Origin of the sequence: Polaromonas sp., from assembly GCF_030689685.1 — a bacterium.
GTDB lineage: Bacteria > Pseudomonadota > Gammaproteobacteria > Burkholderiales > Burkholderiaceae_C > Polaromonas.
On the sequence record NZ_JAUYEY010000050.1, the window covers coordinates 12,803 to 25,572 of the forward strand.

The 12,770-nt window shown below is 62.2% G+C and carries 10 protein-coding genes; 1 reads left to right on the forward strand and 9 read right to left on the reverse strand.

Going from position 1 to position 12,770, the window contains the following annotated elements:
• Positions 1–2 precede the first annotated feature (2 nt).
• Genes can through Q8O29_RS12210 form a run of 4 tightly spaced genes read right to left on the reverse strand, consistent with a single transcriptional unit; the run spans position 3 to position 2,802 of the window.
• Complete coding sequence (gene can / locus Q8O29_RS12195; protein WP_305563141.1) at positions 3–677, reverse strand: carbonate dehydratase; 675 nt, start codon at positions 675–677, stop codon at positions 3–5.
• A 9-nt stretch (positions 678–686) separates the two neighbouring features.
• On the reverse strand, positions 687–1,868 hold the full coding sequence (locus Q8O29_RS12200) for an isovaleryl-CoA dehydrogenase (RefSeq protein ID WP_305563143.1): 1,182 nt from the start codon (positions 1,866–1,868) through the stop codon (positions 687–689).
• 18 nt (positions 1,869–1,886) lie between these two features.
• Positions 1,887–2,348 carry a PaaI family thioesterase gene (locus tag Q8O29_RS12205; protein ID WP_305563145.1) on the reverse strand — a complete coding sequence of 154 codons (462 nt, stop codon included), beginning with the start codon at positions 2,346–2,348 and terminating at the stop codon, positions 1,887–1,889.
• A gap of 52 nt (positions 2,349–2,400) precedes the next feature.
• Complete coding sequence (locus Q8O29_RS12210) at positions 2,401–2,802, reverse strand: MerR family DNA-binding transcriptional regulator (protein ID WP_305563147.1); 402 nt, start codon at positions 2,800–2,802, stop codon at positions 2,401–2,403.
• Positions 2,803–2,908: 106 nt separating this feature from the next.
• Between Q8O29_RS12210 and Q8O29_RS12215 the strand changes: the two genes are divergently transcribed.
• Positions 2,909–3,976 carry an MBL fold metallo-hydrolase gene (locus tag Q8O29_RS12215; RefSeq protein WP_305563149.1) on the forward strand — a complete coding sequence of 356 codons (1,068 nt, stop codon included), beginning with the start codon at positions 2,909–2,911 and terminating at the stop codon, positions 3,974–3,976.
• On the opposite strand, the gene Q8O29_RS12220 is transcribed toward Q8O29_RS12215, so the two are convergent.
• The 5 genes from Q8O29_RS12220 to Q8O29_RS12240 all read right to left on the reverse strand — a co-directional run bounded on the left by Q8O29_RS12220 (position 3,964) and on the right by Q8O29_RS12240 (position 12,758).
• Positions 3,964–5,580 carry an ATP-binding protein gene (locus Q8O29_RS12220; protein ID WP_305563151.1) on the reverse strand — a complete coding sequence of 539 codons (1,617 nt, stop codon included), beginning with the start codon at positions 5,578–5,580 and terminating at the stop codon, positions 3,964–3,966. The two genes, Q8O29_RS12215 and Q8O29_RS12220, sit on opposite strands and share 13 nt — an antisense overlap.
• Before the next feature lie 39 nt (positions 5,581–5,619).
• Positions 5,620–6,261 (reverse strand): response regulator, encoded by a 642-nt coding sequence (locus Q8O29_RS12225; protein WP_305563153.1) that lies wholly within the window; start codon positions 6,259–6,261, stop codon positions 5,620–5,622.
• 103 nt (positions 6,262–6,364) lie between these two features.
• Positions 6,365–11,056 carry a PAS domain S-box protein gene (locus Q8O29_RS12230; protein ID WP_305563155.1) on the reverse strand — a complete coding sequence of 1,564 codons (4,692 nt, stop codon included), beginning with the start codon at positions 11,054–11,056 and terminating at the stop codon, positions 6,365–6,367.
• Positions 11,057–11,168: 112 nt separating this feature from the next.
• Positions 11,169–11,609: a response regulator gene (locus tag Q8O29_RS12235; protein WP_305563157.1), complete on the reverse strand. Its 441-nt coding sequence runs from the start codon at positions 11,607–11,609 to the stop codon at positions 11,169–11,171.
• A gap of 174 nt (positions 11,610–11,783) precedes the next feature.
• Positions 11,784–12,758 carry a M48 family metallopeptidase gene (locus tag Q8O29_RS12240; protein WP_371134228.1) on the reverse strand — a complete coding sequence of 325 codons (975 nt, stop codon included), beginning with the start codon at positions 12,756–12,758 and terminating at the stop codon, positions 11,784–11,786.
• Positions 12,759–12,770: the final 12 nt, after the last annotated feature.

The window sequence follows — 12,770 nt, forward strand, 5'->3', positions numbered from 1 at the left end:
GCTCAAGCCTCGGCAGAGGGTCGGTTCCAGGTTTCCGCGACCCGGTCGATCGCCTTGCGATACAGGCCGTCAAGTTGCCCGGGGCTGGAGATGCTCATCTGCAAGTCCTGCAACAGGCCGTCATGCACACCGAAAGCCCAGCCGTGCACCCTGACCTCCTGGCCACGCGACCAGGCATCGACCAGAACTGTGCTGACCGACACATTGACCACCTGCTCGATCACATTGATGTCACACAGTGCATTGGCACGCACGGCTTCCGGCAGGCTGTCCAGCATTTGCCGGTGTCGGTGGCGCACGTCCTGGATGTGACGTATCCAGTTGTCGGCCAAGCCGATACGCGCGCCCTCCTGGGCAGCCTGCACACCCGAGCAACCGTAGTGACCGACCACCATGATGTCCCTGACCTTGAGTCGCTCGACGGCAAACTGGATCGCCGACAGCGCATTGAGGTCGGAATGCACCACGAGGTTGGCCACGTTGCGGTGCACAAACACCTCGCCCGGCTCCAGCCCGGTGATCTGGTTGGCGGGCACGCGGCTGTCGGAGCAGCCTATCCACATATAGCGCGGGGTCTGCTGCTTGACCAGCCCGGTGAAGAAACCGGGGCGCTCGCGCTCCATCTGTGCGGCCCAGGCACGGTTGTGGGCGAAGAGCTTTTGTATTTGCAGGGGCATGGCCGATTTTCACATGGTCTCGGCAAACAGCTCGCGCCCAATCAGCATGCGGCGTATCTCGCTGGTTCCTGCACCAATCTCATACAGCTTGGCGTCGCGCCAGAGCCGGCCCAGCGGGTAGTCGTTGATGTAGCCATTGCCGCCGAAAATCTGCACGCCCTCGCCGGCCATCCAGGTGGCTTTTTCAGCGCACCAGAGAATCACCGAAGCGCAGTCCTTGCGCACCTGGCGCACATGGCCGGTGCCCAACATGTCGAGGTTTTTGGCGACGGTGTAGGCAAACGAGCGTCCGGCCTGCAGCGCGGTGTACATGTCGGCCACCTTGCCCTGGATCAGTTGGAACTCGCCAATGGGGGTGCCAAACTGCTTGCGGTCATGGATGTAGGGAATCACGTTGTCCATCACGGATTGCATGATGCCCAGTGGCCCGCCGGTCAGCACGGCGCGTTCATAGTCAAGCCCGCTCATCAGCACCTTGGCGCCGCCGTTGAGGCCACCCAGAATGTTTTGCGCGGGCACCTCGACATTGCTGAACACCAGCTCGCCGGTGTGTGAGCCGCGCATGCCCAGTTTGTCGAGCTTTTGCGCGACCGAAAAACCCTTCATGCCTTTTTCGATCAGGAAAGCCGTGACGCCCCTCGCGCCCAGCTCAGGCTCGGTCTTGGCATACACCACCAGGGTGTCGGCATCCGGCCCGTTGGTGATCCACATCTTGCTGCCGTTGAGCAGGTAGTAGCCGCCTTTGTCTTCAGCCTTGAGCTTCATGCTGATCACGTCGCTACCGGCGCCCGGCTCGCTCATGGCGAGCGCACCGACATGTTCGCCGCTGATCAACTTGGGCAGATACTTCTGGCGCTGTTCTTCAGTGCCGTTGCGTTTGATCTGGTTGACACACAGGTTGCTGTGCGCGCCGTAAGACAGGCCCACCGACGCGCTGGCACGGCTGATCTCTTCCATGGCAATCATGTGCGCCAGGTAACCCATGTTGGCGCCGCCATATTCTTCGCTGACAGTGATGCCCAGCACGCCCAGGCTGCCCATTTTTTGCCAGAGGTCCATGGGGAACTGGTCGTTGCGGTCGATCTCCGTTGCGCGGGGCGCGATCTCGGCCTGCGCAAATTCGCGCACTGCGTCGCGCAGTGCGTCGATGTCTTCACCGAGCTGGAAGTTGAGTCCGGGCAGGTTGTTCACAAAAGTCTCCTTGAGAATTCAGTTCTTGACGTCGTCGCGGCCGGTGATGGTCATCAGCGTGGCGCCCAGGGTAGCGATCAATTTTTCACGCCCGTCGTCGATGGCGTAAGCCCGGCCTTCGGTGACGGTGATGGTGCGGCCGGGCTTGATGACCTGGCCGACCATGCGAAAGCTCTGGCCCTTGGCCGGCGCCAGCAGGTTGATCTTGAATTCAATGGTCAGCACGCCGGCACCCTCCGGCATCAGCGTGAAGCCGGCATAACCGCAGGCCGAGTCCAGCGCCGTGGCGACCATGCCGGCATGCAAAAAGCCGTGCTGCTGGGTCAGGCCGGCGGCCCAGGGCAGCTCGATCACGACACGACCGGGTGCGATATCGCCCAGCGAAGCGCCAAGGGTGGCCATGGCGCCCTGCAACGCAAAGCTGTCCCGCACGCGGGCCGCGTAAGCCGCGTCTTTGGGCTTGAAGTCAGGCTGATGCATGCGCTGTTTGTCGTTTCTTTTGATTGACGTTTACGTAAACGTCAATTATGGTCTATTTTGCCTTTTTACCGGTCTTGGCCAGTAGCGTACGGGCTTCTTTTTCGTGCACTTTCACTTCTTCCAGGTTGGCCTGCAGGTCGGCCATCTGCTCTTCGAGCTGCTTGCGATGCTGGGCCAGCACGGCCAGGAACTTGGTCAGTTGCGGGCCGGTGTCACGCGGGCTGTCATAGGTGTCGATGATTTCGCGCGCCTCGGTCAGGCTCAGGCCCAGGCGCTTGGCGCGCAAGGTCAATTTGAGCCGGGTGCGGTCGCGGGCGGTGTACACGCGGCTGCGCCCGCCCGGCCCTTCGCGCTGCGGCTGCAGCAGCCCCATGTCTTCATAAAACCGGATCGCGCGCGTGGTCAGGTCAAACTCTTTGGCCAAGTCGCTGATGGAATAGGTGGTGCTTGCCATGCTTGTCAAACCCGGGTGACAGGACCTTTGTGAAACTGCCCGCCAAATCAGGTGTAATGGGCTGTTTACGTTAACGTAAACGTCAATGAATCGGTGATCTTACAAGATGAATGCACAGGAAGCCGAACTTCTCTACCCCCTGGGCGACGCCCTGCCGACCGCCGGCGGCACGCTGGAGGTCGCGCCCGGCGTGAAGTGGATACGCATGGGCCTGCCGTTTGCGCTGGACCACATCAACCTGTGGCTGCTGCGCGACGAGCTTGACGGCCCGCAAGGCTGGCAGCAGGGCTGGACCGTGGTTGATTGCTGCGTCAGCCGCGACGAAGCGAAAGCCCAATGGGAACAAATTTTTGCCGACGCGCTTGAAGGCCTGCCGATCCTGCGCGTCATCGTGACCCACATGCATCCCGACCACCTCGGACTCGCGCACTGGCTGTGCGAACGCTGGAAAGCGCCGCTGTGGATCAGCGCCACCGACTACAACACGGCCAGCCTGAGCATTCGCGGCGGCACCGGTTTCGGCGGTGAAAATTCAGCCGTTTTTTTCGCCTCGCATGGCCTGACCAACGCCGACTACCTTGCGCAGATTCGTGGCCGCAGCAACTACTACCCCGGACTGGTGCCAGCCCTCCCCAGCTGCTTTCACCGCATGATGGACGGGCAGGTGATCCGCATCGGCGGGCGCAACTGGACCTGCATCAGTGGCTACGGCCACGCACCGGAACATATCGCCCTGGCCTCTGAAAACGCCGGCTTGCTGATCAGCGGCGACATGGTCCTGCCGCGCATCTCGACCAACATCAGCGTCTACGATGTGGAGCCCGAGTCCAACCCGTTGACGCTGTTCCTGCAATCGATAGCCAGGTTCAAGACCCTGGATGCCGACACGCTGGTGCTGCCATCCCACGGCAAGCCTTTTCGTGGCCTGCACACACGGATTGACCAGTTGCATGCGCACCACCGCGACCGGCTGGCTGAAGTGATGCAGGCCTGCACGGCCAGCCCCTGCAGCGGCGCCGACATCCTGCCAGTGATGTTCAAACGTCCACTGGATCTGCACCAGACCACGTTTGCCATGGGTGAGGCCGTGGCCCACCTGCATACGCTGTGGTTTGAGGGCAAGCTGCGGCGCCAGTTGGGCAGCGACGGCATCTACCGGTTTCAGCCCGCTTGATCTGGCGGCGGCAGGCGCGGCACCTCCGTTGCACCGTCGTCCTGCGGTGCCTGTGGCAGCGACATGAAAAAACTGGCGCCACCGTTGTCTGTGGTGGTGGCCCAGACAGCACCGCCGTGGCGCTCGGTCACACGCTTGACAATCGCCAGGCCCAGGCCGCCGCCAGGAAAATCTGCGGACGAATGCAGGCGCTGAAAAGCGGTGAACAGTTTGTCGGCATAGGCCGCGTCGAAACCGGCCCCGTTGTCCGCCACCATCAACACGCTGTGCTGGGGTGATGCGCCTGGCATCAGCGCCACCTTGATCCAGCCTTGTTCTTTTTTGGCGGTGAACTTCCAGGCGTTGTCCATCAGGCAGTCCACCGCCGTGACCAGCAGGTTTTTGTCGCCGAACACCGGCAGCGTCTGCGCAATCTCAAGCACCAGTTGACGCTGCGGCTCGCGCTTGCGCCAGTCCTCAATCAGCCGACGACACAGTGGCGCCAGGTTCACCTGCTCGCGGTTGAGCACCACTCCCGGCAAATGGGCCAGCGTGCGCACGTCGTCGATCAGTTTGGCCAGTTGGCGGGTGCTGACGCGGATACGCGCGAGGTAGTGGCGGCCCAGCGGGTCCAGCGCGGCCGAATAGCGCTCAGCCAGCATGGTGGCAAAGCCACTGACGACATGCAGCGGCGCCTTGAGGAAATCGGACATGGCGTGCGTGAAGATGCCGAGCTCATCGCGGCTACGCTGCAAGTCAGCGCTGCATTGCGCGATGCGCTGCTCCAGCGTGTCGTTGAGCCTCTGCAACTGCGAGTCGGCAAAATGCCGCGCCCCCACATCCACAACGCTGACCAGCCTAGCTGGCCGCTCAAACCATTTCACGGTGCTGCAGGCCAACTCCACCAGCACCAGCTCGCCAGTGATCTTGCGTTGTGTGCAAACCCGCATCTGCTGCTGGAAGTCACCGGCCGGCAGGCTGGTCAACCAGCGCACCGCTTCGCCTTCCGGAAAAAAGGCCTCCACCTGCGGCATCGCCACGCTGCCGCCCGGCAGCCCGTAAAAAACAGCCGCCGCCTTGTTGAGCGCCAGCACATGCCGGGAGTCGGCATCCAACAGCCACATGGCCTGGGTGTTGCCGTCAAAAAGGCTTTTGTTGCAACCCTCGCTGCCCTGCAGCAGCAGCTGCGCTTGGCGGGTGTCACTGACATCGCGCAGGTTGACCACTGTTCCGCAGCCATGCGGCCTGAGGCTGTACTCGACCCACTGGTCTTCAAACGAATCGTGGACAACAAAGGCATGCGCAAAGCCGCCTCGCAAGGCCTGCTCGGAAACGCTGCGGTGGTTTTCTGCAATCAGGTCCGGCACGGCTTCCCAGAACTCCGTTCCGGGCAGGCTGGCGCCGAACGAACGAATCAGCGACTGCGCATGGCTGTTGAGCGCCACGATGGTCCAGCCGGCGTCGAGCACGATGATGCCCTGGGTCGCCAGCTCCAGCCCGGCTTGCAGCGCCTCAATGCTGGCCGCCTCGCTGCCGTCGGCTCCGGCGTCACATGAGGTGGGACGCCGCCGCCCAGGCCGGACGGCTCGCAGCCAAGCGCGGAACACGGTCAGTGGGGACTGCACGATGGCCGCTCTTTTCAAGCGCCGTTGTAGGCTGACGCGTCAGCGCCACTTGCGATTGGCCACCAGCAGAGCGGTCACGTAACCGTGCAGCCAATCGAAGTTGATGGGTTTTTCCAGGTAATGCGAGTTGGGTGGAAGCCCGCCGCGCTCTGCCACAGCTTGCCGGGGCAAGCCGCTGATCACCAGGATTTGCATGGCCACCAGTTGCTGGTTGCGCTTGAGCGCGCGCAACATCTCCATGCCGTCGACACCAGGCATGTTCAGGTCCGTGATCAGCAGGTCTGGCCGCATGGTGGCGATGTCCATCAGGGCTTCGAGCGCGGAGGGCATGAAGCTGCAGTCCACCGCCATGTCCCACTCCTCAAATTGCGCCTTGTAGAGCTCGCGCGCGTCTTCGTCGTCTTCCACCACCAGAACGCTCAAGCGGCTGCGCGGATCGGGGTCCGCTGGCGACAGTTGCGGGCTGTTTTTCTGCAGGTAAATGTTGATGGCTCGCAACGACAGCCGGCGGTGACCGCCGAGCGTTTTCCAGGCCTCAATTTCGCCCTTTTCAACCAGTGACTGCACGGTAGCCACCGACAAGCCAAGCAGCTTCGCGGCATAGGTGGTGCCGCAGTAGTCGTCGCTGGAGAAATCATTGGCCGTGATGGCAGTCTCAAAAGTCTGGGGTTCGCGTGGCATTGGAATAACCCAAAAAAGATAGAAATTGCAATTTAATAGATTTATTGAATTTAATCAATCGAATTGATTTTTATCAATTTTTTATGGCACCTATGTCCTGACATCAAGGCAGCGGCAGGACAGAGGGCAAGGTGAAAAAGAAAGTGGCACCTTTGCCCGGCTCGGACTCGGCCCACACCCGGCCCCGATGACGCCCAATGACCCGGCTGACCGTTGCCAGACCCACGCCGGTGCCGGGGAACTCACTGACCGCATGCAGCCGCTGAAAGGTATTGAAAAGTTTGTCCGCATACGCCATGTCAAAGCCAGCACCGTTGTCCCGGACAAAAAAGACCGGCACACCGGCGGCATCTGCTGCGAATCCAACCTTGATCAAGGCTTGCGGCCGCTGGGAGGTAAATTTCCAGGCGTTGCCCAGCAGGTTTTCCATCACCACGCGCAGCAGGCGCCCGTCGCCGCGCGCCTGCAAACCGTGTTCAATGCTGATGTCGGCCACGCGCTCAGGGTTGCGGCCCCGGCATTCATCGGCGATCTCGCGCGCAAGCGCGCTCAGATCGACAGTTTCGTCACGCAACTGCATGCGTGAAACCTGCGCGAGGGAAAGCAGGTCCTCGATCAATCGCCCCATCTGCGCGACGCCGGCCTGGATACGCGACAAGTAGTGCTGCACTTTTTCACTGGTGTTGCCGGCATTGAGCTGCTTGGCCAGCAGGCGGCTGAAGCCGTCCACGGTGTTCAGCGGTGAGCGCAGGTCATGCGAGACGGAATATGAAAAAGCCTCCAATTCCTGGTTAGACAGGCGCAGGGCGGTCTCAATCGCCTTGATCTCGGTCACGTCTGCATCAATGCCGACCCAGAACAACACTTGGCCGTCTTCGTCCAGCACGGGAGAAGCCCGGTAGGACATGGTGTGATAGACCCCATCGCGCGCGAGCAGGCGCCGCATGCCCTCGTACGGCTGCAGGCTTTCGCGCGACGAAGCCCAGTTGGTGGCCAAGGCGTCGAGGTCATCGGGATGAACAGCGGCCAGCCACTTGTTTCCCATCCAGTCAGCGGGGGTGCCGCCCATCAGCTCGTACCACTTGAGGTTCAGGTAGGTCAGCCGGCCTTGCGCATCGGCGTTCCAGATGACCTGCGGCGCCTGCTCGGCCAGCACCCGGAACAAGGCTTCCTGCCGCGCCAGGGCGGCGGACCGCTCGGCGACTTTTTCTTCCAGCCCAAGGTTGAGCTGGTGCACCTGCTCAAACAACTTGGCATTTTCAATCGCGATGGAGGCGAGCTGGGCGAGCTCGACCGCCACAAACTGGTCCTGCAAAGTGAACTCGCCCTCGTATTTGTCGGTGAGCTGCAGCAGCCCGACATTCTCGCCATGGCGACCGGTCAAGGGCACGGCCAGCCAGCCCCGCATGGCCAGGACTTGGGCCCTATCGCCAGCAAACTCGCGCCAGCGTGGATGCGCCTCCAGCTCCGCCTGGGTCAGCCGCACCGGGTTGTTGGTTTCACAGACGATAGAGGTGAGGCCGCTGGCATGCGACTGGGCGACAAAGTCACGGCAGTTGGCATATTTGTCTGAAAAAGACACGGCGTTCATCACCAACGCTGGCTCGCCACGGGCCAGCAGACTCACCACCGCATGGTGCGCGCCGACGACGGCTCGGGCCTGATCCACGGTTTCCTGCAGAGTGGCGTCCAGCGTGCGGCGGCTGGTGATGGCCAGGCTCGCGTCGGCGGCGCGCTGCAGGGTAAACAGGTAGGCTTGCACCTCGTTTTCGGCCTTGACCTGGGCGGCGACATTGACGGCCACCACAAAACGTGCCGGCCGGTCCAGGTAGGTGATGGCGCGCGAGAAGGTCTCTACCGGAAACTGCCGCCCTTGACTGTCCACATGTTGCCAGCGATGAACGATGTCAGAACTGCTTTTGGCAATGTGCTGCTGCAGGTCCGCGCGCTCCACGGGCGCCAGGATGTTGGAGATGGTCAGGCGTAAAAACTCGTCGCGGCTGTAGCCATAGTTACTCAGGGCGGCTTCGTTGACGGCCAAAAAGCCCAGTGTCTGCATATCCACAATCCACATCGCCACCGGCGATGACTCAAAAAGTGCGGCGTAACGCTGCTCGCTGTTCATTAGCGCCTGCTCGGCCAGCTTGCGCCGGGTGATGTCGCGCTCGACCGCCACGAAGTGCGTGAACTGGCCCTTGCCGTCGGCGATGGGGACCATGTCCAGGTCAAGCCAGAACTCCTCACCATTTTTTCTGTAATTAATCAGCTCGGCGCGCACCGGCTTCATTTGCTTGAGCGCTGCGCCTATGCGGTCGAGTTCGGCGCGCTGCGTTTTCGGCCCCTGCAGGAAGCGCGGCGAACGGCCCAACGCTTCCTCACGGCTGTAGCCGGTGCGGCGCACAAACGCATCGTTGACAAACACGATGCGCGGACCAGGCTCGTCAATCGGGCTGGTCTCGGTGATCAGCACCATGTCATTCAAGCGGGAAATGCTGGTTCCCAGCAGCCGAAGCTGCTCCTGCGATTCGTGTTTTTCGGTGATGTCCTGGAGTGCACCCACCACGCGCACGATCTTGCCGTCCTGCATCAGCGCGAGCCCCTGGGTGCGCACCCAGATGGGCCGTCCTTTCATGGTCACCATCGGCATTTCCAGGTCCCAGGCGGTGCCGTGTTCGGCGGCGGCGCGGGCAGCCGCCCGCAGAATGGGCTGCGCTTCGGGGGCGTAACAGGCCATGGCCTGCGCCACGCTGAACGGCGTGTCGGGCGCCAACTCGTAGATCCGGTAGACCTGCTCGGACCAGACCGGCTGCAGGCCGTCGAGCAGGACTTCCCAGCCGCCGATTTTTGCCATGTCACCGGTTCGCCTGAGCATCGCCGTGGTTCGCGCGGCGGCTTGCTGCGCATGTTTTCGCGTCGTGATATCCTGCACCACCCCGACACGCAAGCTGCCCGTACCCGCACTGTCGCTGTGCGGCTCGCCAATCTGGTGGATCCAGCGGCTCTGCCCATCCGGCATGATGATGCGATATTCAACGTCGAGCGGCAGCCCATCCCGCACGGCCTCCTCGCGCAGACGCCCGTACTCAGCACGATCATCCACATGGATCAGGCCCATCACGGTGTCGGGCCTGCCGTCGAACGCCTCGCGCGCCAGTCCGTACAACACATACACCTCGTCCGACCACCAGAGCAGGCCGGTTTGCATATCCAGCTCCCAGTTACCGATGCGCCCCAGGCGCTGGGCATTGAGCAGCTTGCGCTGGACTTCGCGCAGTTGCTCGTAGCTGCGCGTCTGCTCCATCTGCAGCCGCTCAAGGTGCGTGATGTCGCTGAACACCATCAAGGCGCCGACGATGCCGTCAGGGCCACGCATCGGCCGGTAGCTGCAACTGATCAACCGCCCCTCGGCTTCGCGCTGCTTGTCCACGAGGATGTGCAAGGGCCCACCGCTGTTGCCCTGCAAAGCCCTGTACAAGGGAAGTTGCTCGAAGCTGAACAGCGTTTGCGTGCCGGGAACAAACAGGCCCTGTCGCTCTGGCCAGCGCGGGGACAGGACCATGGACATCTCGCCGATGCCAAACAGCTGGGCAGCCGTTTCGTTGATCAGCAGCGGCCGACCGGTGGTGTCAATCGCCAACAGGCCCTCCTGCATGCTGTTGACGGTCAGCTCCAGCGTCGCGTAGGCCTGCCGGCTGCGGGCCAACTCTTTTTCCACGTCACGTTCACGCTGCTCAAGCGAGTCGGCCATCAGGTTGAAGCCTGCGGCAATCCTCGCGAACTCCCCCTGGTGGGTGTTAGGACGAAGCGGGATGCGGACATTGAGATGGCCTTCTTCCAGCTGACGCGTCGCGTCGAGGATCTGGCGCGTCGGCCCCACAATGGCCGCGCCGCCTATCATCCAGGCCACCCACCCGCCCAGAAAGGCGACCAGCGCCAGCACCACCAGTTCCAGCCAGAGGTGTTTGTGACCCGGCCCCACGATCAGGTTGCGGTCCATGCTCACGGACACAAAAACCGATGCCTCGATGCGGGGACTGCTGGGCATGAAGGCCCACAGCCGATCGTGGCCGGCGCCGTCCAGGCCTTCGCGAACACCCGTGCTCAGGCTCTTCACGGCCTCCTGCAACACCGGACTTCGCACCATGTCGCCAACATTGATGGGAAGTTTCGGCTTGCCTGCCAGCAACCTACCCTCGCGGTCCTGGATCCCCAGGGCTGCGCCGGACGGCAGTTGTATGCCGCCAATCAGCCGGCCCATCTCAACAAGGTCAAACGAGGCAAACACCACCCCAGTGACCTTGTCTGCGGCGTCGATCACCGGCAGGGCGTAAGTCAGAACAGGTTTGTTCGCCAGCGGGCCCACAGCGTAGCTACCGACCACAAAACGGCGTAGTTGAAGGGCATCGTGAAAATAGGTCTGGTCACCCAGATAGACATTCCTGCCGCTGCCCAGGGCGTGGCAACGGGTCTGGCCGTCAAGCCCGATCAGGCCCAGGTTGGCATACTCCGGGAGCCCTCGGGACAGACGTGAAAAATGGCGGTCGCAATCGGTGTCGCCGGCGTCCTGGATATCCGGCAGGGACGCGATGAGCGTCAGGACCTGGCGGGCGGAGTCCGCCACCCGCTCCTGGCTGGCTGCAGCCAGCGACGCGGCGAAGCGAAGATCATTCTTGGCGCGTTCCACCTGGGCGTCAGCAGTGTGCAGCGCCGTGAGGGTGGACATGCCAAACAGCGGAACAATCGCCACGACCACCAGCATGACAATACGCGCGCGCAAACTGATCCTGGCCTTCATGGTGCTTTCAGCTATGTTGATGGACCCGACTGTAAATCACCCGGCCATCAGGCAAGCAAAGAAAGCCCCGGCCCGCGAAAGGCCGGGCCGCCCAGACGCCTAGCGGCGGCGCTCAAACCGTCGCGATGGACTCGTTGACGCGGAGCCAGTAGTGCTGCAAGCGGCTTAATTTTTCGGTGAAGTCACCAAAATCAATGGGCTTGCGGACAAACCCGTTGGCGCCGCTTTGGTAGCAGGCGATGATGTCAGACTGCTCGCTGGACGAGGTCAGCATGACCACCGGCACCAGGGCCGTGAGCGGGTTGGCGCGCACGCTGCGCAGAACGTCCAGCCCCGACAGCTTGGGCAGCTTCATGTCCAGCAGGATGAAGGCCGGCTGCTTGTTTGTGTCACGGCCCGCATGCGCGCCCTGGCCAAACAAATAGTCGAGCGCTTCGGCGCCATCACGCGCCGTGACGATGGCGGTGTCCGCACCTTGCTCCTGCAGCGTCAGCACAGTCAGTTCCAGGTGGTCGGGGTTGTCTTCCACTACAAGAATCGGGTTGTCGTTCATAAGACCTTCTCTGCACTGTTTGCTCTTTGTTTGCGCTCTGCTTGCTCTCTATTGTCTTTTGCTGTCATTTTCATCAACTTTGTCATATTACAGAAGTTAACAAACTTGTCCAGCCGTAGTTTTGCGCCATGCCTTTTCGGCGGTCCGTTCACCCCAAAGCCTGCCCTGTGCCGGTCACCAGCGCGGCACAGCTTCAGCCTTCAACTGGCTGCGCAACTCGGCATAGTCGGGCACCACAGTGCGCACCGTCTCCCAGAAGCGGGGGCTGTGGTCCATCACACGCAAGTGGCTCAACTCGTGGACCACCACATAGTCGATCACCGAAAGCTTGAAATGAATCAGCCGCCAGTTCAGCCGTATCGCGCCGTCGGCGCTGGCACTGCCCCAGCGGGTGCCCGCGCTGCTCAGACTGAGTTTGCGCCATTGCACGCCCAGATGGGGGGCAAAGTGGTTCAGGCGCTCGGTAAAAATTTGTTTGGCCTGCCGCATCAACCAGGCTTGCACCGAGTCGCGTATCTGCTCGGCCGTGGCATCGTGCGCCAGGCCAATGTGCAGGGTTTTCTGCGGCGAAGCGAGGTCGCCGTCTGAGGATGTTTTGAGTTCGCCGCCAACGCCGCCGAAGGCGTGGCGCGGGTCGATCACCAGCGTCACCATATCGCCGAGAAAAGGCAGCGTCGTGCCGTCGCGCCACTCGATGCGGGCGGCTTCGAGTCGGTCGTGTCGCGCACGGGTTTCTTGCAGCTTGGCCACGATCCAGCTGGTTTTCTCCTGCACGGCCTTGTCGACTTCATGCAGCGGCACCCATTTGGGCGCGCTGACCACCAGCCCCTCGGCACCCACCGAAAAGCCGATGGTGCGGCGCTTGCCACGCCGAAACTGGTAAGCCACGACCATGTCACCGAGCAGCGCTTCGCGCGTGGCCGCCGGGTGGCGGTAGGTGGCGGGTGCCAACACCTGCTGCAAGGTCTGCGCGGGCAACAGATCCTCAGCCGTCAGAATTGCTATCTTTTCAGGAGCTGTTTGTGCAGGCGAGGTATGGGCTGGAGGCCGATTTGACTGTTTTTTTCGGGTCCAGCGAAGGCGTGAGCCAGCCGGGCTGGCTGGCGCGCTGTCAAACAGGTCAAGCGTGAACTGGAGAAGCCTTTGCATCATGGCAGTTTA

What these genes read in the sequence shown, in the direction of transcription:
- can (WP_305563141.1), bottom strand. Translation starts at nt 677, where the DNA reads ATGCCCCTGCAAATACAAAAGCTCTTCGCCCACAACCGTGCCTGGGCC.
- Q8O29_RS12205 (WP_305563145.1), bottom strand. Translation starts at nt 2,348, where the DNA reads ATGCATCAGCCTGACTTCAAGCCCAAAGACGCGGCTTACGCGGCCCGC.
- Q8O29_RS12210 (WP_305563147.1), bottom strand. Translation starts at nt 2,802, where the DNA reads ATGGCAAGCACCACCTATTCCATCAGCGACTTGGCCAAAGAGTTTGAC.
- Q8O29_RS12215 (WP_305563149.1), top strand. Translation starts at nt 2,909, where the DNA reads ATGAATGCACAGGAAGCCGAACTTCTCTACCCCCTGGGCGACGCCCTG.
- Q8O29_RS12225 (WP_305563153.1), bottom strand. Translation starts at nt 6,261, where the DNA reads ATGCCACGCGAACCCCAGACTTTTGAGACTGCCATCACGGCCAATGAT.
- Q8O29_RS12230 (WP_305563155.1), bottom strand. Translation starts at nt 11,056, where the DNA reads ATGAAGGCCAGGATCAGTTTGCGCGCGCGTATTGTCATGCTGGTGGTC.
- Q8O29_RS12235 (WP_305563157.1), bottom strand. Translation starts at nt 11,609, where the DNA reads ATGAACGACAACCCGATTCTTGTAGTGGAAGACAACCCCGACCACCTG.
- Q8O29_RS12240 (WP_371134228.1), bottom strand. Translation starts at nt 12,758, where the DNA reads ATGCAAAGGCTTCTCCAGTTCACGCTTGACCTGTTTGACAGCGCGCCA.